The following is a 21,626-nucleotide window of genomic DNA, read 5'->3' on the forward strand; positions in this document are numbered from 1 at the left end:
TTTTCTTATTTTGCTACCGTTTTTAACGATGTAATTAAACCAAATTTGTTAACTTCTTGCTTCTGCAGTGTTTTGATGATTTTAGCAATGGTAGGATACTCCTCTTTGCTGTCACCTTTAATTGCAATTTTAAGCTCTTTGCTGTGAACCAGCTTATCTGCTTTACGGGCATTTTTAACCCACCAGAAAAGCTCGTTATTGTCAGTGGTATCAACAGGTACGCCGGTTACCGGGTATTTTGCACGTTCAGCAGAAGGCATAGCCAAATATTGCTTTAAAAAGCTAACCGGATAGCCATAGCTGTCCAGGCTGGCAAATTGCTTAATTTCTTCTGGTGTGAAGCTGATCTTGTATTGGTCTGCCATACCTTTCAATGTCTCCATACGCACGTCGGCGCCTTCAACACTGAAAACCACCTTTCCCTGTGAAACCAACAGACTGGAAAAATCAGTCTCTGGCAGGGCTTGTATAGTTGTTGATGCAGGAATATCTGCATGCAACGGGTCCTGCACTTTTGGTTTTGCAGATAATATGAAGAAGGTAAGCAGCAGGAACGCAACGTCGCACATTGCAGTCATGTCAATTGCTGTACTCTTCCGTGGGACTTTTACTTTAGCCATAATTTTTTAAAATATAGTGTTAATGAAATAATTGAAACAATCTGGCCGGGCCTGCCCGGCCAGATTTATACTAACACTAAAATTTATTTGTTTTTGTGGGTTGCAGCGAAAGTAGAAACAATGCTGAAACCAGTTTCGTCGATAGCATAAGTCAAGCCGTCAATTTTTGATGTAAATACGTTATACATAACAATTGACAATGCTGAAGTACCGATACCTAACGCTGTATTTACAAGCGCTTCAGAGATAGCTGCTGATAATGCTGATGTATTAGCACCAGTACCTGCCAACTCGTGGAACGCCTTGATCATACCGATTACCGTACCTAACAGACCAGATAATGTACCGATAGATACCAAAGTAGCGATGATAGTTAAGTTTTGCTCTAACATTGGCATTTCCAATGATGTTGCTTCTTCGATGTCTTTTTGGATAGCTAATGTTTTTTGGTCAACGTCTAATGTAGTTTCCAATTCCATTTCGCGGTATTTTTTCAAACCTGATTTGATTACGTTAGCTACTGAACCTTTTTGTTTGTCGCACTCTGCAGAAGCAGCGTCAATATTACCGGCGGTTAAGAAACCCTGGATTTTTCTAACAAAAGCGTCAATGCTTGAAGTACCTGAAGCTTTACCGATAACGATAAAACGCTCAATAGAGAATACAATTACCATCAATACGTAACCCATTACCAATGGTACCAGGTAACCACCTCTGTGAATGATACCGAATACGTCTGTAGGCTCACCACCGGTAACGTCGCCACCTTTATAGTGACTAGGATCTGCTAATACCAAAGTGAAAATTGCGATAGTCACTACAAGGCAAAGAGGGATAGCTAAGGTCGCAAACAAGCCAGATGCACTTGAGCTTTTTTCTGTCTTAACGGTAGTTGGTTTTGTTGGTGCGTTTGCCATTACTTTAAATTTTAGTTTTTAGTTTTTGTTTATTTTAGTTAGTTAATTATAATGCTTTTTTACTAGCGGATAACAAAAATAGAATTTTACATAAATAAAAAAAGACTTTTGTTATTCTTTAACATTAATTTAATGTTCCGCTTTGATAATGCTTTAACACAGTGTTAATCCATACAAGACAAATACTTGTTACAACAATTTTTTACAATAAAACTTATTATTTTTTTAAATAGCAAGCTGCGCGGTGCAAAAATTATGTAATTATACTGTTATAAACTTGTAATTATCTTGTTATAATTATTATTCAACAAACTGATCTGAGGCCTGTTTGCCGCCTGTATTTTATTGCGATAAATTGTACTTAAAAAACTCTTCCCCACCACAGCGGTAACTAAACTATAACGCCTGCTTTTACAAAACATTATACGCGGCAGATGTAATTTATAAAGTATTATCTTACTTATAATCGGTAGGCAATATTAGCACTTTATGCATTAAAACAAACATTTGGCTAACTATTTTTTGTACCTATACAATATTAACTAAAAAATTAGTCAAAAATCAAATTAAAAATTATTTGGCTAGCTATTTATTAATAAGGCACTTATGCAGCCGTAAATCAACCCCAATAATTTAGTTAGCCGTAAATAGTTTTTTAATATTATCCCCCGGCTTTTTTCACTTTATAACCTTCAGTCTGTAGCAGCGCTAGTATTTTATCTCTAAAATCGCCTTGTATAAGTATCTCGCCATCTTTAACAGTACCCCCTACGCCACATTTGGTTTTAAGTTTTTTTCCCAGCGCTTCCAGATCACCGGTGCTGCCCACAAAACCGCCCACCGCCGATACCATTTTACCACCACCTTTGCGGTCAAGGTAAATTTTGAGGTTTTGCTGTTGCGGAGGCAATGTTGTATGAGCGGCGTCGTTCTCACTGTTATACTGAAAATCAGGATCAGTTGAGTACATAATACCTGAATTGGTTTTATTCTTTTTTGACATAAATTTTGTTATTCAGTAACCCTTTTTGCTTTCGTGATGATCGTCAAGCTACATCATTAAAGCTCTTACCAACCAAAATATTTAACGACGCTGGCAAAATGTCTATCTTAACTTCAGCCTCTGCAATTTCAGGCTCACCGTCCAGGTGCATAGGGCCTTTAGCTTTACGTTTTACTACAATGTGCTCTCCGTTAATAATTTCGACAAAGCGCGATTTGTTTGCCGTTTTATTAAACATGCGGATAACCAGCGAAGCAAATCTGTACAACGGAAACGGCTTAATGATGCAAACATCCAGCAAACCGTCCTGAACAGAAGCCTGCGGCGACACATGCGCATTATTTCCATATTGAGAAGAATTGGCAAAACTTACCATAAATGCCTCACGTTCATATATTTTACCATCAATCTCCAAATGGTAATATTGTGATTTATAGTTAATAACCTCTTGCAAAGACGACTTGATATACGAGATAAAGCCCCGCTTTTTATTGTGCGAAAACACCTCGCTGATGTGCGCATCGAAGCCCATACCGGCCATATTGAAAAACGGTTTGCCATTGGCTGTTGCCGAATCAATCATTGCAACATTATCGCCATTTAAATTCTCAATAGCCTTTTCAATATCCATAGGTATCTGCAAAAAGCGAGACAAGCCATTGCCCGACCCGCACGGCACCACCCCGAGAACCGTCGTGCTACCTACCAGTGCCGACGCTACTTCATTGATAGTGCCATCGCCTCCGACGGCAACCACCATATCATATTCACCTATAGCTTTGGCTGCAACTTCATTGGCATGCGACACACCCGTGGTAAATACAATAGCCGCCTCACCCTTGAAATGACTTTTAACCAATTCAGGTACCCTATCCTTCTTCTTCCCCCCTGATATTGGGTTAATGATAAATAACGTTTTCCGTTTCAATAATTTATTTTTTTGGCCGTCAAAAGTAAATGTAATTTCGGCTTTGTAAAAATTGTTTTAATTTTGGCGCACGATAGTGGACTGATTTTTTGTCTTGCCGCGGCAGGACCGGATTGCAACCACGTAAAAAAGTGCTAAAACCATCTTCTTTACAGAGCCTCCGTTAAATCTTTCTTCGTATTTTTTATAACAACATTTAAAGATGCCATATTTATTTACATCAGAGTCCGTATCAGAGGGACACCCGGATAAAGTTGCCGATCAGATATCGGACGCATTAATTGATAATTTTTTGGCCTTAGATCCTGAATCGAAAGTTGCCTGCGAAACTTTGGTAACTACCGGCCAGGTTGTACTTGCCGGCGAAGTTAAATCAAAAGCTTATTTAGACGTTCAAAAAATAGCCCGTGACGTGATCAACAAAATCGGTTACACCAAAGGCGAATATATGTTTGACGGCAATTCATGCGGTGTGCTTTCAGCCATTCATGAGCAATCGCCTGATATTAATCAGGGTGTCGACCGTACCTCAAAAGAAGAGCAGGGAGCGGGCGACCAGGGTATGATGTTTGGTTATGCAACCAGCGAGACTGACAACTACATGCCGCTGGCTTTAGATCTGGCCCACGCTTTATTGATAGAACTGGCTGCTATTCGTCGCGAAAACAACGAAATTAAATATCTGCGTCCTGATGCTAAATCGCAGGTTACGCTGGAATATGACGATAACAATGTGCCTACCCGTATCGATGCTATTGTTATCTCAACCCAACACGATGATTTTGACGAAGAAACAGCAATGTTGGCTAAGATCAAACAAGACATGATCGATATCCTGATCCCTCGTGTAAAAGCTAAATATCCAAAATACGCTCACCTGTTTAATGATTTTATTAAACACCATATTAACCCAACCGGTAAATTCGTTATCGGTGGCCCGCATGGCGATACAGGCTTAACCGGCCGTAAAATAATTGTTGATACCTATGGTGGTAAAGGCGCACACGGTGGCGGCGCTTTCTCTGGTAAAGATCCGTCAAAAGTTGACCGTTCTGCCGCTTACGCTACCCGCCACATAGCTAAAAACCTGGTTGCTGCCGGTGTTTGTAATGAGGTATTGGTTCAAGTATCATACGCCATTGGTGTTGCACAGCCAATGGGTATTTATGTAAACACTTACGGCACTTCAAAAGTTAGTTTGAACGATGGCGAGATTGCTAAAAAAGTTGAAGGCATTTTCGACATGACCCCGTACGCTATTGAAACCCGCTTTAAACTGCGCAACCCAATTTATAGCGAAACCGCTGCCTATGGTCACTTTGGTAAACCAAGCCAAACAGTAACCAAAACTTTCACTCATCATGATGGTTCAAAAATCACCAAAGAGGTTGAACTGTTTACCTGGGAGAAATTAGACTACGTAGATAAAGTTAAAGCCGCGTTTGGTTTATAACAAACTTGTAAATTGATTAAAAACCAGGAGCGATAGCAAAACTATCGCTCTTTTTTATTTTAGCGATATTGAATTACCGCTATATTTAGCGTCATGAAGTTATTAAAACCAGCACTGGCATTAGCCTTAATTACTTTAATATTTAACCTGGTTAAAGCACAACAGCAGCACCCTGCGTTAAAATTCTCGGTTAACCTGGTAGTTAATGATTATCTGGATTTGAAAAACGCGCTGCTGAATGACAAGATTGCGTTAGCACAAAATAAAGCAGGTAAAATGGTGTTTGATTTAAACTCAGTGCCCGACAGGGATATGACCCCGCAGCAGCACAGCGCCTGGTTCAATTACCTGGGCCGCCTGCAAAGTACAAGCCGCGCTATTGGCGAGACTACTAATATTGAAGAACAGCGCAAACAATTTTCGGCTATCTCAAATGCTATGTATGGCTTATTGAAAGATACCCGGCTCACACCTATTACTCTTTACCGTCAATACAGCCGGGCAAGAGACGCTTATTGGTTAAGTAATACCCAGGCTATCAAAAATCCATACTACGGCGCTAATTCAAAGCAAATGTTAAAAGAAGGCAGCACGCGCGACATTTTATCACCTGGTAAATAACACAACCATATGCACCATCCTCAAGAAAATCCCTGGAAAATAAAATCTAAGCAACAAGTTTATGATAACCCCTGGATAAACCTTACCGAATACCAGGTAATTAACCCATCGGGTAATCCGGGAATTTATGGCAAGGTACATTTTAAAAACAGGGCGATAGGTATTGTTCCGTTAGATGCCGACATGAACACTTACCTGGTAGGGCAGTACCGGTTTACATTAAATGAATATAGTTGGGAAATACCTGAAGGCGGCGGACCGTTACCCGAAGACCCCCTGGATGCGGCCAAACGCGAATTGCTGGAAGAAACCGGCCTGGTAGCTGCCAACTGGACTGAAATACAGCGCCTGCATTTAAGTAATTCTGTAACCGACGAATTGAGCATACTGTACGTAGCCACTGGCCTTACCCAACATGAGGCTGACCCCGAGGACACCGAGCAACTCATTGTAAAAAAAGTACACTTCGACGAAGTTTATCGTATGGTTTGCGATGGCGAAATAACCGATGCCATGACCGTAGCTGCCATTTTAAAAGTGAAGCTTATGTTGGCAGAGGGTAATATAGCCCTGTAATTACCAAAATATTTTTAATTTCGTGGTCAATTTTTTTTTCAAAGAATGAGAAAACTGCTGGGATATATTTTGTCGCCTATTGTTATTATTGTGTTTGTATTGGTGCTTGTAATTTTCCAGCCCATACAATGGATAGCTTATAAGCTATTTGGCTATAGCGCACATAAAAAGGTAGTCGATATTTTGAACCTGTGCCTGTTTGGCACAGTTTATCTGGCGGGCAACACGGTAACTTTCATTAACAGGCAAAACCTGCCTGCGGGCCGGCCTATCATCTTTATATCTAACCACCAGAGCCTGCTTGACATACCCCCGCTTATTTACTATTTGCGTAAATATCATGCTAAGTTTATATCTAAAATTGAATTAACACGTGGCATACCTTCAATATCCTACAACCTTAAAGTAGGCGGGGGTGCTAATATTGACCGTAATGACCCAAAACAATCATTAATGGAACTGGCTAAGCTGGGTACCCGCATGAAAGAAAACCGTTGGTCAACCGTAATATTTCCTGAGGGTACTCGCTCAAAAACAGGCAGGGTTAAAACTTTTCAGGCTGGTGGCATTGCTATCATCCTTAAAAAATGCCCGGAGGCGCTCATAGTACCAATAGCTATTGACGGTTCTTGGAAAGTGGTTCAATACGGTCTTTATCCTTTAAATACTTTCATCAGAATGACCTGGGAAGTATTAGAACCTATTGAAACCAACTTTGGCAGTGTTGAGGAACGTGTAAATGAGGCCGAAAGCCGAATTAAAAAAGCATTGGGTCAGGAATAGGAAAAATCCTATATTGATCTGATGAAAAAAATAATCCTAACCTTATTTTGCCTGCTGGTACTGGCAAAAACTCACGCACAAACCAACAATAACAGTTTACTTTGGGAAATAAGCGGTAACGGCCTGAAATCGTCATCATATCTTTTTGGCACTTATCATTTGGTGGGCAAAAATCTGGTAGATAGTTTGCCTGAAATCCGGACCCGCTTTAACACCTGTGATGCGGTAGTCGGCGAAATAGTTATGGACTCGACCATGGTAATGAAACTGATGCCCTACATGATGGCTCCGGACAGCGCTACATTAGATAAAGTGTTCACCCCGGCAGAGTATCTGCAAATTGACAGCTGTATCAAACAGATCATACATGTAGATGCTAAGGCATTTAATCGCTTCAAACCATCGGCAGTAGCCACTATGATAGCTACGCTTTCGGCCCCTAATGTTATAAGCCCGACTAACCCTGCCGTAGATATGTATTTACAGCAGGAAGGTAAGCGCCGCAACGAAAAAATAATTGGCCTGGAAACTATGCAGCAACAAGCCGAAATGCTATTGAACGCGCCGATGCCTGAACAGAAAAAGCAACTGCTGGCTACGGTAAAAAAGAAGGACAGGCTAAGAACTGAAGCTGTAAAAATGTTTGAAATATACCGCCATCAGGATTTAGCCGGGCTGGCTAAAATGCTCGATAAAAACGACGAATTAACGCCTGATCAGACCGAAAAACTTCTCAAAAACCGTAACCTTAACTGGATGACACAACTACCCGAAATCATGGGGCAACAGCCAACGTTTATAGCAGTTGGCGCCGGGCACCTGGTTGGTCAATATGGGTTAATTAATCAGTTGAAATTAAAGGGCTATAAGGTTACGCCGGTTAAGATATAGATGCCTATCCCATCATGTCATTTCGAGCGATAGCGAGAAATCTATACATATTCATTAACTTTTGCTTACTTGGTGTATAGATTTTTTCGCTCCGCTCAAGAGAATAGTTCTCCCGTTGGTCGAAATGACATCAATTTGGAATAATTAGCAGTCCGCTAACCTACACATTCTTCCCGTCAATAATCTTAAAGAAATCGTCGCGATAGGTATCTCCTACCGGGATGATCTTGTCGCCGATGCGAATGCGGCTTCGCTCGATGCTGTCGATTTTGTTAAGCGCTACGATATACGATTTATGCACCCGCACAAAATGCTGCGATGGAAGGGTATCTTCCATCTTCTTCATATTTTGCAAGGTGATAATACGCTCGGTAGTAGTGAATATAGAGATGTAATCTTTCAAGCCTTCTATAAACAAAATCTGGTGCAGATATAGTTTTTGAATTTTATGCTCGCTTTTTACAAAGATAAAATCGCTCATAAAATCATTTTGCGGCTGGGCTGATTGTTGCACAGGCTGTTCGGCCGGCGCTGTAGTTTTAGCCGGATGTATGATCCCCTGAGCCTTTTGCGCCGCCTTAAAAAAACGATCAAAAGCAATAGGCTTTAACAGATAATCAACCACATCCAGTTCATAACCCTCCAAAGCATATTGAGGATAAGCCGTAGTAAGGATAACTTTTGTTTTGCCATTGGCGATACGCAGAAACTGAATACCGGTTAACTCAGGCATTTGCACGTCAAGAAATACCAGATCGATATTGCCGTCCTGCACCATTGTCAACGCCTCAATAGGGTTAGTGGTTGATTTCACCAACTCCATAAAAGGCACCTTGGATATATAATCCTCCAGTATATGCAGGGCCAAAGGCTCGTCGTCAACTATCAGGCATCGTATCATGGCTATAAAACTAATGATAATTCGCAAGTGTAGGTATCAATTTCATCGCGAATATCCAAATTATATTTGCCGGGGTACAACAAATCAAGGCGGCGCTTAACATTGGCCAATCCTATGCCGCCTATAGCGTCACGATTGTTGGCGTGCTTTTTATTTTGGATATAAAACTGCAGGTGCTGCTGGTTTACATTTATAAACATGGTGATAGGGGTCATCATATCATTGGCAATACCATGCTTAAACGCATTTTCTATAAAAGCTATTAATAGCAACGGAACGATCTTTTGATCAGTCACTTGTCCGTCAACTTTAAAATCAATATAAGCCTTATTACCAAAGCGTATCTTTTGCAAATCAATATAGTTTTGCAAATACTGCAGCTCTTTGGTCAGATCAACTTTATTATCGTTACACTCATACAGCATATACCGCATAATTTCTGAAAGCTTCAGTATGGCGTCAGGGGTATTTTCAGACTGCTGATAAGCAAGTGAGTAAATGCTGTTTAACGAGTTAAATAAAAAATGCGGATTAATCTGCGATTTCAAAAAGGCCAGTTCGGCAGTAAGGCGTTGGTTTTCCAAATCGCGCTGAATGCGCTCATTTAAAAACCAGTCAACACTAAATTTAAGTAGTACACTTAATAACACAAATATGGTACTGGTAAACAGCGTACTTATAAAAAATTGCAAAAAGCTTAATTGGGCGCCTTTTTCGTGCATACTTTTTGAATGGGTTAACACGTCTTCTTTAAAAAACATCGCTATACCATATTTACCCAATCCGTAAGCTACTATGGTAATTATAATACCCAGGGCGTAAACGCTGTATCGTTTTTTATTGAGAAACAGCGGTATAAATAGCAGGTAGTTTAAATAAAACAGGCTGATATTGACAACACCAAACAGCACAATGTTTATCATCATGCTTCTTACTGATATTACATTGCTGGCGTTGATAATAACCAGAAAGAAAGACATGATACATACCCAAACAAATACATGCCAAAAAATTTGCCAGCTTTTTTTCATCAGGTCAAATTTAAGATTTTGAATTGCCGCGCTATATTATTTAGATACAGCAACCCTGTTTATCGATAAACAGGCTTTTTTTTTCGACGAACGGGCAATTGATATAAACCGGCGTTCATCTATAATTAAAGCGGGTTGGTATAAATGTTTTTAGCAGGTGGTAAAAAAGATATTCCTTTGTTTCATCAAAAAAATCGAAACCACAATGAAAAAGCTGTTTACTAACACAAATCCATTTGTACTGTTACTTATCCCGGTAATGTTTGCATTTATTATGGGCATCAGTTATCAGTTTGAACAAAAAAAGCATGAAGCCGAAAACATGGCTGCTTCTACTATTCATGCAACTTCATTGTTTGTTAAAGGCGTTAACATGGTAAAAGCGGTTTGCTCAATTAACAAACCACAGGTATGGTAATCCAAACCGAAGGCCTAACCTTTAATTTTGGCAGCCAAACGGTTGTCGACCAACTTTCACTACAAGTTCCTGAAGGAAGTATATATGGTTTTCTTGGCCCTAACGGCGCCGGGAAAACCACTACCATAAAACTACTGCTTAATCTCCTGCAAACGCAACAAGGCAGTATCCAACTATTTGGCCTTGATTTTAAGGCACATCGTCAAGAAATTTTGTCACAAATAGGTTCGCTTATAGAGCAGCCGGCTATTTATACGCACCTGACAGGGCGCGAAAACCTGACAAACCGGGCTATTTTATTGCAGGTTGATAAAAAGCGTGTCGACGAAATGCTTGACCTGGTACAGCTCACCACAGCCGCAGACAAAAAAGCCGGGAAGTACTCGCTGGGAATGAAGCAGCGTCTGGGTATTGCTTTGGCTTTGCTGTCAGACCCTAAGTTGCTCATTCTTGACGAACCTACCAACGGCCTTGATCCTAACGGAATTATCGAAATACGCCAACTGCTGAAAAAACTAACTGCAGAGCATGGCAAAACCGTTTTTATATCAAGCCACCTGCTAGGCGAGATTGAACGTATGGCAACCCATGTAGGTATCATTAACAATGGTAAGCTATTGTTTCAAGGCAGCATAAAAGATCTGGAGACTATAAGCCAACCCATGGTTTATATTGAAACCGATAACACGGTAGACGCAGCCAATCTGCTTACCAAACACAGTTACACCGTTATTGACGTAAATACTGACTACCTGACCCTCATCTACCAATCAAAAGAAAAAACCGGGCAAATTAACGCACTGCTTAATGAAGCCGGTTATTCTGTGTACAGCATCCACAAAATGCAAAAAGACCTTGAAAAACTTTTCTTAGACATCACCCAAAAACCGGCAAAATGAAAGGCTTTCTTTTATCCTTACAATCAGAGTTTTATAAAAGCCGCAAAACATTAGGTTTTTGGGCGGCCATACTGCTGCCGCTTATCTTAACTTTTTTTGTGTCAATAGGTTTCTACACTCATGCTAATAAGTTAAGTGCTTATCCGGGCATGATATTATGGTTTCAGTTTGCCGGATTGACGCTAAACATTATGGGAGCCTTGCTGTTACCTATGTTTGTAATATTCATTGCCTACTCAGTAAATAGTATTGAGCATAAAGCCGATACCTGGAAAACGCTCTTCAGCCTGCCAATTGCCAAATGGTCGGTTTACTCGGCGAAGTTTGTTTATGCATTGCTGTTATTGCTGATAACCCTGCTGTTGTTTGCTGTATTTACTGTTGGCTTTGGTGATTTACTGGGCCTATTAAAACCGTCGCTCAAATTTGCAGACTACCATGCCGAGTGGATCTTGCTGCAAATCTATTTTAAACTATTTTTGGCCGCTTTAGGTATCCTGTCCATACAATTTTTACTGAGCCTGCTTTGGTCAGACTTTTTAAAGCCCATGGGTATTGGCTTTGTGCTGTTTATTTTAGGAGTAATTGCTGTAGGAACAAGCTGGACTTATGCCTACCTGATACCATATGCGCACCCTATGCTGGCGCTAAAAAGCATGATGCCGCACAAGCCGGGAACACCTGCCGATAAGATTATCATAGACGTTTTCACGCAAGATGTTTTTGTAAGTCTGATCATCTTTGCTGTGGTTTTTGTCGCCGGATTTTTTATTGTTCAGCGTAAAAGCGTGAAATAGTATAAAGCGAAATAACAAATACTCCTGGTGACTGGCTATTTTGTCAGATAAAGGTGTTTCACGGCCGACTGTTTCACTCCAAATTTCAAATTGGGCCAAAAAACAATCAACAATTTGTTACATAGCACTTTGTGAGTTTTATTTAAAGTAATGGTACTGTTTCAAAGTGTTTCACTGCTTTATTGTAAAAATTTAACCATCAATTAGTTAGCCAAAACTACTGTTTCATTTGTTTCATATTTGTGTGAAACAAAACAGCTGGTTAACGTACCGGTTTCGGGTAGATTGGTAAGCTTTCATGCCCCTCGGCATCTACCGATTGCACCGCAAAAAAGTAGTTGTCTTTCGAGTAATCGAGCGTCACCTGGTTGCCGGTTACATAAGTTTTTCTTTCCCAAAAAGGGCTGGTGGTTTCACGCATCAGGATATAATAGCCTGCGGGTTTCTTACCTATTTTCGGGTCTTCCCATTTTAAAGTAGTATTGTTAGTAAGCTCAGTAGTAGTAACCCCAACATTAACCGGCGATGCAGGCGCCGAGGCCAGGTTAGCCAGGGTCGACAAATTCATGCGAGCTACTTTTTGGACGTAATTATAGTCGGCAAATTCAGGCAAATCGCCATATACTATACCTTTTTCAGTGCGCAGGTCCTGGTGCTGATGTGTAAAATCTTCGTTCATTTCTGTAACCCGGACAGCGGTAAACCCCTGTAATTGGAACGAGGTCTGGTCGCCACCCCTCAGAAAGCGGTCGCGGCGATAAACCAGTTTCACGTCCAGTTGGTCGACATACCGCTCGGCAACCTCTTTGGTATAGCGCGCCAATTGCCGCGACGGGCTGTCGTTTTCGCCGCCATTGCCAATCAACGCGCTGATAGCGGCAGCCACACGCCGGGTGGTATCGCCACGCAGCACTGCGTCAATAGACGGAATCCCTTCGCTAAATACACGGACATGCGTATTATCTTTCAAATCGTTATCCTGACCATGCGTATTGCCTACAATATCGTTGTTGAGCATGGCATCTACATTCCAGTGCTCATCCTTTGCGCGCTTGGCCACATGGGCCGAGCCGTTCAGCCCCTGTTCCTCGCCCGGAACAGTCATAAAGATAATCGTAGCCGGGAACGAGCGCTGAGACATCACCCTGCAAATCTCCATCGATACGGCAGTACCTGAGGCGTCATCAACCGCTCCTGGTTCAACGGCGTTAGCATTCATCACATTGGTTACCCGCGAATCGTAATGCCCTGAAACCACATAAACGCGACTGTCAGTTGGGTCGGTGCCTTTTAAAATAGCCAGCACGTTCTTCAAAACAGTGGGCTTGTCAAACCGCCCGCCGGCGGGTTGTGTAAAGGTATCAAACTCTACTTTTAACCTACCGTCAGATGCCTTGGCATAACCTTCCATTTCACTTTTAATCCAGTTACGCGCCGCGCCAATGCCCTCAGTTTTACTTGTGGTATCGCTCAGTGTGTTCCGGCTTTTAAAACTTACCAGTTTACGAACAATGGCCTCAATATTTTTAGAAGACACCTCGCCGACCATTTGTTTGATAGCGGGGTCTTGCTTAACAGTGGTTTGCGCCGTGGCCGGCATGGCCATACATAACAGGATGAAGAGTTTGATGTGTTTCATGTAATATCTGTTTTTTATGTCATGCCGAACTTGTTTCGGCATCCCATCATGATAGGTTGGACTATGCAAGTGGGATGCTGAAACAAGTTCAGCATGACGTATGATTTATTATTTAATTTCTACTCCTCATCCCCCTCATCAGCAACTGTTGCCAAGATATCATCGGCCTGCTTAAAATTGCTGCGTACAAAATGGCACCAGTCGCATTCTTTTTTGCCGCAGCCGGTATTAAAATCGTGGGCCATAATTTTTTGATAAACGGTTTCAATCTGCCTGGTCACAATCTCTACATCTTCATCACCAATTACCACTTTCTCTTTGTGATACTCACCTTCATTTATGGGTTCAACAAAATCAAAGATGGTAGTGGTTACATCCCAATCGTGAGTACGGTCATTATCAATCAGTATTTTATAAAATACCGCCTGACGCCAGTAGTCGCCGCCGTTGGGCTGCTCGTCATCCGGACGCTTTAGTTTTTTCAGGGCATTTTTAAGTTTACCTGTTTTATAATCGACAATGGTAGCATGTTTCCCCACAAACTCAATCTTATCCAGGTTACCTTTTATAGGCACACCACGCACTTCAATATTCTTGATACTACGCTCGGTAACAGCTACTTTGTTCCAATGCCCCACGTTTTGTTCATAATATACAGAGAGTATCTTCTCGCCGTAATCCATTTTCAACTTAAAATCTTCTTTAGTGAATGAGTCGCGGTTACGATACATATACCAGCGGAACTCTTTCATAAACTGCTCGGTCGACGGAAAATTATCGTCATCATCCTTTAACCACCTGAAAGCTTTATTCAGCGCCCAGTGTACTGCCTGGCCAAACGTAGCCGACGGGCTTTTACCCGATGGCACCCTGATTAAACACTGGAAGTAAAACCGTAAGGGGCAATCCAGGTAATTGCTCAAGTGGGTAACAGACAAGGTATAATTTTGCAGCAACTGATTTATATAGTTCTTGTCAAGCAGATCGACCTTAGGCTTTTCGGCTTCGCTGAATTGTGTGGCGTAAAATTCCAGCATAGCCGTTTCATGTACTTTTGGATGCTGGACAATCATATCAGTTTGAGCCAGAATCTCGCCGATAAATTGCGATGCTTCCTGATCTTTTCCGTTTTTGTCTTTTGAGGCAAAGGAAATATTCAGATGTTGCTTAGCCCGGGTAAGTGCTACATAAAACAAGCGGCGCGACTCTTCCCTTTGTGCAATTTCGTCGTTAGCCGCCTGGGTCAGCGTATCCGGATAGCTAAAGCCGCTGTTACGGCCCTTGCTGTCCCATGTCTTTTTATCGCAGCCAATAAAAAACACATGCTCAAACTCTTGCCCTTTTGAGCCATGAGCGGTGAAAAAGTTCACACCGTTTTCAGAATAGATTACCTGGTTCAACTCCATACGGATGCCGTGATCTTTCATGGTGTCAATGATCTGAATAAGCCCGGCAACCGTGAGCTCGGGGTTCTTGCGGCTCTCGTCCTTTAAAAAGTCGAAAAAGTTAGTGAGCACCTGCATGTGCATCCCTTTGTCGGGTTGCATCATAATATAACGCAAAATGCCCATCTTACTAATCACTTTTTGAAACAGTTGCTGCAACGTTTCGCTTACGGCGTCTTTCAACAACTCATCAATATTAATAAGCAGGTACTTCATGGCCGTGTTTGGCGCGGCATCAAACAGGCCCTGCTGGGCGGGTATTTTTACCTCGTAAATATATCTGCGCAGCGATGTTTTTGGTATATTCCTGGTGGTAGTGGTAAAGTTTTCTTTAGCCACCGCCACGCTGGCTTTGGCAATCTCAATTGGCGGAATATCAAAAAAATCGTAATGCAGAATCTGGAACAGCAGATCATCGCCGCTGTACGGCGAATCAAGCTCCATAGCCAGGTAGCGCAATATGGTGATGATCTTTTCGCCAAAAGGCATGGCCAGTATGTCGATTTTACGACGGGTATTAACCGCAATTTTCTGCGCGTTCAGGAAATTGATCAGGTCTTCAACCTGATTATGGTTACGGTAAATGACCGCTATCTCACCCGGCTCAGTGCCGCTCTCAATAAGGTATTTAATGCTATGTGCCACATCAACTATTTCCTGATCCGGATTTTCATATTCACGGATAACCGGCTCAACCATCAGTTCGGCAAACCGTGAATGCGAGGATTTGAGTGTTTTGTCAAGGCTAAGCTGTTTGGTAAGCCGTTCCTTATTATGGTCGATGAGTGCACGCGAAATATCAAGTATATGCTGATTAGACCGATAATTGTTTTTAAGTACCACGGTTGATAGCGTGCTCACATAATCATTAGCAAAGTCCAGGATGTTTTTCATGTTGGCGCCCTGGAATTTAAAGATCGATTGGTCATCATCACCCACCACAAACACGTTAGGGGTTTCCCAATAGTTGAGCAAAAACTTCAGCAGCTCATTTTGCGAGCCGCTTGTATCCTGAAACTCATCCACCAAAATATAATGATAGCGCTCCTGGTAACGGCGCAGTATTTCTTCGTTTTCGCGGAAAGCTTTTAGCACCCAAATAATCATGTCGTCATAATCATAACGACCGCGAGCTTTCATCTTGGCGTCATATCTATTATACTCGGCAACAGCTGCCAGCAGCTTTTTCATCACCTCGTGCTGTGCGTCAATGTCTTTTTGCTTCGGGTCGCCCGCGGCGATGCCTTTGGCTGCGTTTGCTCGTTTGTAAATAAACTGATCCCGATTGGGCAAGTCCTCCAAATATTCATTGATCGCTTTTTCAATGAAAGCTTCGTTCCAGTTCTCGCGCTTCATGGTCGAGAACAGGCTTTTCAATCGGGGTACATCATAGTAAATATCGCCCGTAAAACGTTTCAGCAGGTGATCGTTCGGGAAATCATTTACCAGTTCCCGGAACAGCATGGCTGATTCCAGATCAGACAAAGGCTCCAGATTGAGTTTGCCAAAATATTCCAGGTTCTCCTGGATTACCTCGTTACAAAACGCGTGGAAGGTATAAATATGGATTCGATAAGCATCCGGACCAATAAACTCAAACAAACGCTTGCGCATGGCTACGGCGCCGGCGTCGGTATAAGTTAAACACAAAATTTCGCCTGGTGTAGCGTCAGTATCGGTCAGGATTTTTCCAATACGCGCCGCCAGTATCTGTGTCTTTCCGGTACCCGGCCCCGCAATAACCAGTACCGGGCCATCCATTTTATTGACGGCCGCTAACTGCTCCGGATTTAATCCGTTTAGCGCTTCCTGAAACTTTTGATTGTATTTATTTGGATTGGATGGTATCATGTTGAGTAAAGATAAGAAAGGATTAGGTAAGCGAAAAGAATGCTTGTCATTTCGAGCATAGCGAGAAATCCATACATAGAAAGTCTCGTTATGCTTAGTAAGTGTATAGATTTCTCGCTATGCTCGAAATGACATACTATATAACTACAAACTATTCCCCGCGCCTGTTGCAAAAAAAGCATTAACGCTCACCGGTAATTTACCCGTAGGTTTAATTTGCCCGGTAAGTACCTTAACTGCTGATCGTTGTAAATCGTCGCTCATTTGGTAGCACACCAACAGCCCGGCACTTTTTTCTATGCCCGGCAAACCCGCTATGGTATAAGCGTTGGCAAAAACGCTGGTTATGGTTTTGTTTTGGCTGCAAAGGGCCGCTATAAATTCTTTAACACCACTGCTGTAATCGAGCTTACTGGCCGGACGAAGGCGGGTGTCATTTATACTCAGATAAACCTGGTCATACTCTTTCAGCATTTGTAACATGCGGTTAAGCGTGGCTACGTGCGTGCTTTTATTAACGGTAAACAGGTGGCAACCTGTCGACCATTGTCCCAGCTCCTGCTGAAATACGGTATACTTATCAACTCCCACACTCACGATAGCCGTTTTTTGTAACGGATTAAGCCTGATACCATCACTGCTGCCTATTACCATAGTGACGGCAGCGTCGCTTAGTTGCTGTATCAGTTGGCGGGTTGCATCACGGTTCAGGTCGGCAACAATACCTGCCGGGTTTGCATCCTGAAGTCTATTTAAACCTGCCCAATATTTAGCGGCCAGTACCTTCTTCACTTTAGCCTCAAACTCAGCCTGGCTGATCAAACCCTTACGTACAGCTTTTTTTATTTTCAGGATAGCTTTATCCAGATTGAGCGAAAGCTCAATAATATCATTACCGGCAATAAAAGCCTGCAGTTCGGCGTCGCCGTCAGGAAAATATTTGGTAACGGCTTTCATTTCCATGGCATCAGAAACTACTAAGCCTTTAAAACCTAACGAGTCCTTTAAAACACCGGTTACTATTTTACGCGATAATGTAGATGGGCGATTTTTAGCTGTATCTAACGCAGGTATGCTCATATGGGCTATCATAATACCGCTAATATTATTGGCTATAGCTTCACGGAACGGGTATTCCTCTAACGAGTCCAGCCGCTGACGGGTAAAGGGCAGTAAAGGCAAGTCCAGGTGCGAGTCGACATTGGTGTCGCCGTGACCCGGAAAATGTTTAGCAGTAGTAAGTAAACCGGCATCCTGCATACCTTTAAAGTAGGCAATACCTTTACGGGCAACGTTATATTTATTATCCCCAAAGCTGCGGTAGTTGATCACCGGGTTATCAGGATTATTATTTACATCCATATCGGGCGCAAAATTCATTTGCAGGCCTACCCGCTTAAAATCATAAGCTACCTGCTGGCCCATTTTATAGATAAGGTTATCATCCTGTATAGCGCCCAGGGTCATCTGGTAAGGGTATGATAGTGTCGAATCTAACCGCATACCTAAGCCCCACTCTCCGTCTTGTGCTATTAATAGCGGTACTTTTGATAAATGCTGATATCTGTTAACCAGGTTAGCCTGCCTGCCGGGACCTCCCTGAAAGAAAACCACGCCCCCAACCTGCTCAGTTTCGATAACCTTAGCTACAGAATCTTCATAAGCCTTTCCCAGGTTGGTATGAGCCCTAACCATGAATAATTGGGCTACTTTTTGCCTCCGGCTCAGCTTATGGTAAACCGAGTCTACCCATTTATTCTGTTGGCCCAGCGTCTGAATATAGCCGGCCTGCTGAGCAAAAATTTTGGTAAAACTGCAGGATATAAGGATTAAACAAGTGTAAAAACGGGTTTTCATAGAGGTCATAACATCAAAAGTAAATTAAAATGAGAAAGTTTGAAACCCTTTATCAACACCCGGCGTATAAAATATCATAACAGGTTCTGAAACTTAACTTTTAGAGTTTGTTGCGATGTCAATAGTTAAAGGAGTTTATACCGATTTAATAAATAAAGCACCATGAAAAAATTTATACTTTTAGCTACAATACTGTTGGCTGCAGGAAGTGTAAGCGCTCAGACATATTTTAACGGCGACCGTGCAGATTATAATCCATATTACCAGTCAAAATGGGGATTTGAAGCTGCGGCAACTTTTTCAACTGTCACCCCGGGTGAAAATTTCAATACCAGCAGCCTAACAGGTTTTAGTGCAGGTTTTAATGTGGATTTGCCGGTATCTTATCCGCTTTCGGTTATGCCGGCTTTATTATATTCGCAAAAGGGTTATACCGCTACTACCCCGTCGGGCGACTATTCACAACGCATGCAAACAGTAGAGTTGCCTGTGCTGGCCAGGTTTCGCTCAGGAAGCGTATTTAGCTTTTATTTAGGCCCGCAGGTATCTTATATCATATCGGCCACCAACACGTTTAACGGTAACTTCTCTGAAACGGCGCGTTCGCATTATCAGTATGGGGGCGCTAACCTGCGCTACCAGGGTGTTGCCGGTGCAGGGGTTGATGTAACCAAATCTATCAACATCCATGCCCGCTACTCGTTTGACTTAACCGGGACCGGCGCTAACGGCAATGCCGCCTTCGTACCAACTTACCGCGGGCATATGTTCCAACTAGGCTTCGGCGTTAATATTTAAACTGATCTCATAAATATAATACTGAAAGCCGCCCGGTACACGGGTGGCTTTTTTTGTTTTGACCGGCAATTACTCACTGCTCACCAATGACCAAGCACCACTATGTGCTATATAATTGTGACGTGCGTTAAATACAGCAATGCGTATATTTGCCCCTGCCTATGCAAAACTTAGTTAACGATGCTACCGGTAAAAAAAACTACGTATTTATAGATGCCATTCGGGGGGTAGCTATGATGAGTATAGTTGCCGAACACAGCGTTGCATTTAATGTTACTGACATTCCCTTCGGTTCTACAAAATACTGGGTGTACATCAGCCTGATACAGATAACAAAATTTGGCACCGTAGCATTTTTTTTATTAGCAGGATTTTTGATCGGCGAAAAGTTTGCCGATTATTCTCCTTCCCAATACCTGAAGCGACGTATCTCGACCACATTTGGCCCGTGGCTGTTCTGGAGTTTGGTGTATGTGTTGGGCGCGGTGATCAATCTGCGCATTAAAGCCCGCATTTATCACGACAATGAGTTTAATGCGCATAACATTATAGAGCAGTTCAGGATTACCTACCTATATACCAGCTACTGGTTCATTATTAATTTTTTAATCAGTATTACTATACTGCTCATCTTCAGAAAACACCTGTACTCACTTATATTGGGCGGTACTTTGTTGTTGTGCACCCTTTTTTATGCGGTAGATATTCATTTTGAGTGGATAGATCCCCGCCATACCACCGCTATACTGGGTTTTGTATTTTTTTTATGGCTGGGCGCCCAACTGCGCAAACATTGGGACCACATTGAGAAGCAAGCTGCAAAAGTACCTTACGTAGTGTTGATCAGCTTGGCTATATTAACCTTTGGTGCATCGCTTTATGAAATGACAGAATTACGCGGCCATAGCATCGACCCATTTAATACCCTGCGCATCAGCAATATATTTTTCTCGCTGGTAGTTTTTGCGCTATTGCTGCGTATAAAAAATTACAAGTTTATCAACTCGCTTAAGCCACGGCAAACTACTTACGGCATTTACCTGATACACTATATATTGCTGGTATATCTGTTCCCCGAGTTGCTAATGCACCTTAATTTGAATTTGAATACGCCATCTATACCGCTATTTGTTGCTTATAAGGTAGTTACTTTTGCAACACTATATACACTAACATTAGGCCTAGTACTCTTGATAGGTAAGACAAAAGCTAAAAAGTTAGTCGGCAATTAAGCCTATTACTTTCTTTTGATGCCCAGCCTGGCCTTTAACCAACGCTTAAAACGTTTACGGGGATGATTCTGACGTTTCTTTTCCTCGATATAAAACTCCTTGTTCAGCGTAAACAGGTCAGCTTTTTTTTCGGGGAGTATGTATTGCGGATGTTTGATCTCTCCAATTTCTTCCAATGGCATTTTTGAGAATGCGCTATCCTCATTAAACGTATTGGTGGCATTGGCGCCAAAACCAATGTTGGTTATCAGATTATGATTAGGGATGATGCATAAGCCGTTATTAAAAAAGCTGCTAAAGCCAAATTGGTAATCCCAGGTATCAATATGGCCAAATTTGGTGCGCACAAACAGGTCATACCATATATCAATGATCATCTGGTCGCTAAATACGTTCGACAGCTTTTCTTTTACATCCCTTTCGTCGTACTGTTTAAGGTCGATGTCATATTCATTCCATACGCGTCGCCAGCCGGCCCAGCCCCACGAGTGAATAAGGTTTGAGAAATAGTAGGTGGCATCACCCCATTTTTGGCCTTGCTGAAAGTTTGATCCGGTAATGATTCTGATGCGCGTGTCGTGACGATATCTGTCAAGCATCTCATCACAAAACCTAAAAAAGCTGTTTGAAGGCAAAGTATCGTCTTCCAAAATAATCCCCTCTTCCTCATTATCAAAAAACCATTGCATGGCAGTAGCCTCTCCGAGCTTACAACCTGCGTTTTGATCTTTAAAGAAAGTTTTCACCTCGCAATCCCAGTCAACCTTTAGCGCCGCTTCGCGGGTTTGGCGGCATATCTCGTCCTCTCCCGGGCGGCTTGCGCGAGGGCCATCGGCACCGATATACAAACGCGGCGGCCGGGCTTCCCTTATCTTCTCCAGCACGGCAGCAGTCTCTGCCGGGCGGTTAAATACAATGAATAACACAGCCGATTTGGTTCTGTAGGGTATCTCAGGTGTATTCATA

General features: G+C 42.3%; 20 protein-coding genes. 10 read left to right on the plus strand and 10 right to left on the minus strand.

What is annotated here, in order from left to right:
* Window positions 1-5 precede the first annotated feature (5 nt).
* The 4 genes from ACFS5N_RS19135 to ACFS5N_RS19150 all read right to left on the minus strand — a co-directional run bounded on the left by ACFS5N_RS19135 (window position 6) and on the right by ACFS5N_RS19150 (window position 3,468).
* Window positions 6-620 carry a biopolymer transporter ExbD gene (locus ACFS5N_RS19135; protein ID WP_377189613.1) on the minus strand — a complete coding sequence of 205 codons (615 nt, stop codon included), beginning with the start codon at window positions 618-620 and terminating at the stop codon, window positions 6-8.
* Between the two features lie 83 nt (window positions 621-703).
* Complete coding sequence (locus ACFS5N_RS19140; RefSeq protein ID WP_377189616.1) at window positions 704-1,537, minus strand: MotA/TolQ/ExbB proton channel family protein; 834 nt, start codon at window positions 1,535-1,537, stop codon at window positions 704-706.
* Window positions 1,538-2,198: 661 nt separating this feature from the next.
* A complete protein-coding gene (locus ACFS5N_RS19145; RefSeq protein WP_377189619.1) occupies window positions 2,199-2,540 on the minus strand; it encodes a translation initiation factor in 342 nt (113 codons plus the stop codon).
* Window positions 2,541-2,583: 43 nt separating this feature from the next.
* Entirely contained in the window at window positions 2,584-3,468 is an 885-nt protein-coding gene (locus ACFS5N_RS19150) for a diacylglycerol/lipid kinase family protein (protein ID WP_377189622.1), read from the minus strand.
* A gap of 202 nt (window positions 3,469-3,670) precedes the next feature.
* Here ACFS5N_RS19150 and metK point away from each other — a divergent pair, with 202 nt between their 5' ends.
* The 5 genes from metK to ACFS5N_RS19175 all read left to right on the plus strand — a co-directional run bounded on the left by metK (window position 3,671) and on the right by ACFS5N_RS19175 (window position 7,792).
* On the plus strand, window positions 3,671-4,921 hold the full coding sequence (gene metK, locus ACFS5N_RS19155) for a methionine adenosyltransferase (protein ID WP_377189625.1): 1,251 nt from the start codon (window positions 3,671-3,673) through the stop codon (window positions 4,919-4,921).
* Window positions 4,922-5,014: 93 nt separating this feature from the next.
* A complete protein-coding gene (locus tag ACFS5N_RS19160) occupies window positions 5,015-5,542 on the plus strand; it encodes a DUF3347 domain-containing protein (protein ID WP_377189628.1) in 528 nt (175 codons plus the stop codon).
* Between the two features lie 9 nt (window positions 5,543-5,551).
* A complete protein-coding gene (locus ACFS5N_RS19165; RefSeq protein ID WP_377189631.1) occupies window positions 5,552-6,118 on the plus strand; it encodes an NUDIX domain-containing protein in 567 nt (188 codons plus the stop codon).
* A gap of 45 nt (window positions 6,119-6,163) precedes the next feature.
* A complete protein-coding gene (locus ACFS5N_RS19170; RefSeq protein WP_377189634.1) occupies window positions 6,164-6,901 on the plus strand; it encodes a lysophospholipid acyltransferase family protein in 738 nt (245 codons plus the stop codon).
* Between the two features lie 21 nt (window positions 6,902-6,922).
* Window positions 6,923-7,792, plus strand: coding sequence for a TraB/GumN family protein (locus tag ACFS5N_RS19175; protein ID WP_377189637.1), 870 nt, complete (start codon window positions 6,923-6,925; stop codon window positions 7,790-7,792).
* 160 nt (window positions 7,793-7,952) lie between these two features.
* Here ACFS5N_RS19175 and ACFS5N_RS19180 read toward each other — a convergent pair whose 3' ends face one another.
* Window positions 7,953-8,693 (minus strand): LytR/AlgR family response regulator transcription factor, encoded by a 741-nt coding sequence (locus tag ACFS5N_RS19180; RefSeq protein WP_377189640.1) that lies wholly within the window; start codon window positions 8,691-8,693, stop codon window positions 7,953-7,955.
* 2 nt (window positions 8,694-8,695) lie between these two features.
* Entirely contained in the window at window positions 8,696-9,724 is a 1,029-nt protein-coding gene (locus ACFS5N_RS19185; protein ID WP_377189643.1) for a sensor histidine kinase, read from the minus strand.
* A 205-nt stretch (window positions 9,725-9,929) separates the two neighbouring features.
* On the opposite strand from ACFS5N_RS19185, the gene ACFS5N_RS19190 reads away from it, so the two are divergent.
* Genes ACFS5N_RS19190 through ACFS5N_RS19200 form a run of 3 tightly spaced genes read left to right on the plus strand, consistent with a single transcriptional unit; the run spans window position 9,930 to window position 11,838 of the window.
* Window positions 9,930-10,142 carry a hypothetical protein gene (locus tag ACFS5N_RS19190; RefSeq protein WP_377189646.1) on the plus strand — a complete coding sequence of 71 codons (213 nt, stop codon included), beginning with the start codon at window positions 9,930-9,932 and terminating at the stop codon, window positions 10,140-10,142.
* Window positions 10,136-11,041, plus strand: coding sequence for an ABC transporter ATP-binding protein (locus tag ACFS5N_RS19195; RefSeq protein ID WP_377189649.1), 906 nt, complete (start codon window positions 10,136-10,138; stop codon window positions 11,039-11,041). Before ACFS5N_RS19190 ends, ACFS5N_RS19195 begins: the two co-directional genes overlap by 7 nt.
* The gene (locus tag ACFS5N_RS19200; protein WP_377189652.1) at window positions 11,038-11,838 is read left to right on the plus strand and encodes an ABC transporter permease; all 801 of its coding nucleotides are present in this window, start codon (window positions 11,038-11,040) and stop codon (window positions 11,836-11,838) included. The genes ACFS5N_RS19195 and ACFS5N_RS19200 overlap by 4 nt, the downstream gene beginning before the upstream one ends.
* Window positions 11,839-12,100: 262 nt before the next feature.
* On the opposite strand, the gene ACFS5N_RS19205 is transcribed toward ACFS5N_RS19200, so the two are convergent.
* The 3 genes from ACFS5N_RS19205 to ACFS5N_RS19215 all read right to left on the minus strand — a co-directional run bounded on the left by ACFS5N_RS19205 (window position 12,101) and on the right by ACFS5N_RS19215 (window position 18,630).
* On the minus strand, window positions 12,101-13,477 hold the full coding sequence (locus tag ACFS5N_RS19205; RefSeq protein WP_377189655.1) for a M28 family peptidase: 1,377 nt from the start codon (window positions 13,475-13,477) through the stop codon (window positions 12,101-12,103).
* Window positions 13,478-13,596: 119 nt separating this feature from the next.
* Window positions 13,597-16,773 (minus strand): ATP-dependent DNA helicase, encoded by a 3,177-nt coding sequence (locus tag ACFS5N_RS19210; RefSeq protein ID WP_377189658.1) that lies wholly within the window; start codon window positions 16,771-16,773, stop codon window positions 13,597-13,599.
* Between the two features lie 144 nt (window positions 16,774-16,917).
* Complete coding sequence (locus ACFS5N_RS19215; protein ID WP_377189661.1) at window positions 16,918-18,630, minus strand: glycoside hydrolase family 3 protein; 1,713 nt, start codon at window positions 18,628-18,630, stop codon at window positions 16,918-16,920.
* Between the two features lie 162 nt (window positions 18,631-18,792).
* On the opposite strand from ACFS5N_RS19215, the gene ACFS5N_RS19220 reads away from it, so the two are divergent.
* Window positions 18,793-19,428, plus strand: coding sequence for a porin family protein (locus ACFS5N_RS19220; protein ID WP_377189664.1), 636 nt, complete (start codon window positions 18,793-18,795; stop codon window positions 19,426-19,428).
* Window positions 19,429-19,589: 161 nt separating this feature from the next.
* Window positions 19,590-20,660 carry an acyltransferase family protein gene (locus ACFS5N_RS19225; protein ID WP_377189667.1) on the plus strand — a complete coding sequence of 357 codons (1,071 nt, stop codon included), beginning with the start codon at window positions 19,590-19,592 and terminating at the stop codon, window positions 20,658-20,660.
* A gap of 5 nt (window positions 20,661-20,665) precedes the next feature.
* Here ACFS5N_RS19225 and ACFS5N_RS19230 read toward each other — a convergent pair whose 3' ends face one another.
* Window positions 20,666-21,625, minus strand: a complete 960-nt coding sequence (locus ACFS5N_RS19230; protein ID WP_377189670.1) for a nucleotide-diphospho-sugar transferase — start codon at window positions 21,623-21,625, stop codon at window positions 20,666-20,668.
* Between the last annotated feature and the right edge of the window lies 1 nt (window position 21,626).

It is taken from the genome of Mucilaginibacter ximonensis, from assembly GCF_042686265.1.
Taxonomy (GTDB): domain Bacteria; phylum Bacteroidota; class Bacteroidia; order Sphingobacteriales; family Sphingobacteriaceae; genus Mucilaginibacter; species Mucilaginibacter ximonensis.

What these genes read in the sequence shown, in the direction of transcription:
- ACFS5N_RS19135 (WP_377189613.1), bottom strand. Translation starts at nt 620, where the DNA reads ATGGCTAAAGTAAAAGTCCCACGGAAGAGTACAGCAATTGACATGACT.
- ACFS5N_RS19140 (WP_377189616.1), bottom strand. Translation starts at nt 1,537, where the DNA reads ATGGCAAACGCACCAACAAAACCAACTACCGTTAAGACAGAAAAAAGC.
- ACFS5N_RS19145 (WP_377189619.1), bottom strand. Translation starts at nt 2,540, where the DNA reads ATGTCAAAAAAGAATAAAACCAATTCAGGTATTATGTACTCAACTGAT.
- metK (WP_377189625.1), top strand. Translation starts at nt 3,671, where the DNA reads ATGCCATATTTATTTACATCAGAGTCCGTATCAGAGGGACACCCGGAT.
- ACFS5N_RS19160 (WP_377189628.1), top strand. Translation starts at nt 5,015, where the DNA reads ATGAAGTTATTAAAACCAGCACTGGCATTAGCCTTAATTACTTTAATA.
- ACFS5N_RS19165 (WP_377189631.1), top strand. Translation starts at nt 5,552, where the DNA reads ATGCACCATCCTCAAGAAAATCCCTGGAAAATAAAATCTAAGCAACAA.
- ACFS5N_RS19170 (WP_377189634.1), top strand. Translation starts at nt 6,164, where the DNA reads ATGAGAAAACTGCTGGGATATATTTTGTCGCCTATTGTTATTATTGTG.
- ACFS5N_RS19175 (WP_377189637.1), top strand. Translation starts at nt 6,923, where the DNA reads ATGAAAAAAATAATCCTAACCTTATTTTGCCTGCTGGTACTGGCAAAA.
- ACFS5N_RS19180 (WP_377189640.1), bottom strand. Translation starts at nt 8,693, where the DNA reads ATGATACGATGCCTGATAGTTGACGACGAGCCTTTGGCCCTGCATATA.
- ACFS5N_RS19185 (WP_377189643.1), bottom strand. Translation starts at nt 9,724, where the DNA reads ATGAAAAAAAGCTGGCAAATTTTTTGGCATGTATTTGTTTGGGTATGT.
- ACFS5N_RS19190 (WP_377189646.1), top strand. Translation starts at nt 9,930, where the DNA reads ATGAAAAAGCTGTTTACTAACACAAATCCATTTGTACTGTTACTTATC.
- ACFS5N_RS19195 (WP_377189649.1), top strand. Translation starts at nt 10,136, where the DNA reads ATGGTAATCCAAACCGAAGGCCTAACCTTTAATTTTGGCAGCCAAACG.
- ACFS5N_RS19200 (WP_377189652.1), top strand. Translation starts at nt 11,038, where the DNA reads ATGAAAGGCTTTCTTTTATCCTTACAATCAGAGTTTTATAAAAGCCGC.
- ACFS5N_RS19205 (WP_377189655.1), bottom strand. Translation starts at nt 13,477, where the DNA reads ATGAAACACATCAAACTCTTCATCCTGTTATGTATGGCCATGCCGGCC.
- ACFS5N_RS19210 (WP_377189658.1), bottom strand. Translation starts at nt 16,773, where the DNA reads ATGATACCATCCAATCCAAATAAATACAATCAAAAGTTTCAGGAAGCG.
- ACFS5N_RS19215 (WP_377189661.1), bottom strand. Translation starts at nt 18,630, where the DNA reads ATGAAAACCCGTTTTTACACTTGTTTAATCCTTATATCCTGCAGTTTT.
- ACFS5N_RS19220 (WP_377189664.1), top strand. Translation starts at nt 18,793, where the DNA reads ATGAAAAAATTTATACTTTTAGCTACAATACTGTTGGCTGCAGGAAGT.
- ACFS5N_RS19225 (WP_377189667.1), top strand. Translation starts at nt 19,590, where the DNA reads ATGCAAAACTTAGTTAACGATGCTACCGGTAAAAAAAACTACGTATTT.
- ACFS5N_RS19230 (WP_377189670.1), bottom strand. Translation starts at nt 21,625, where the DNA reads ATGAATACACCTGAGATACCCTACAGAACCAAATCGGCTGTGTTATTC.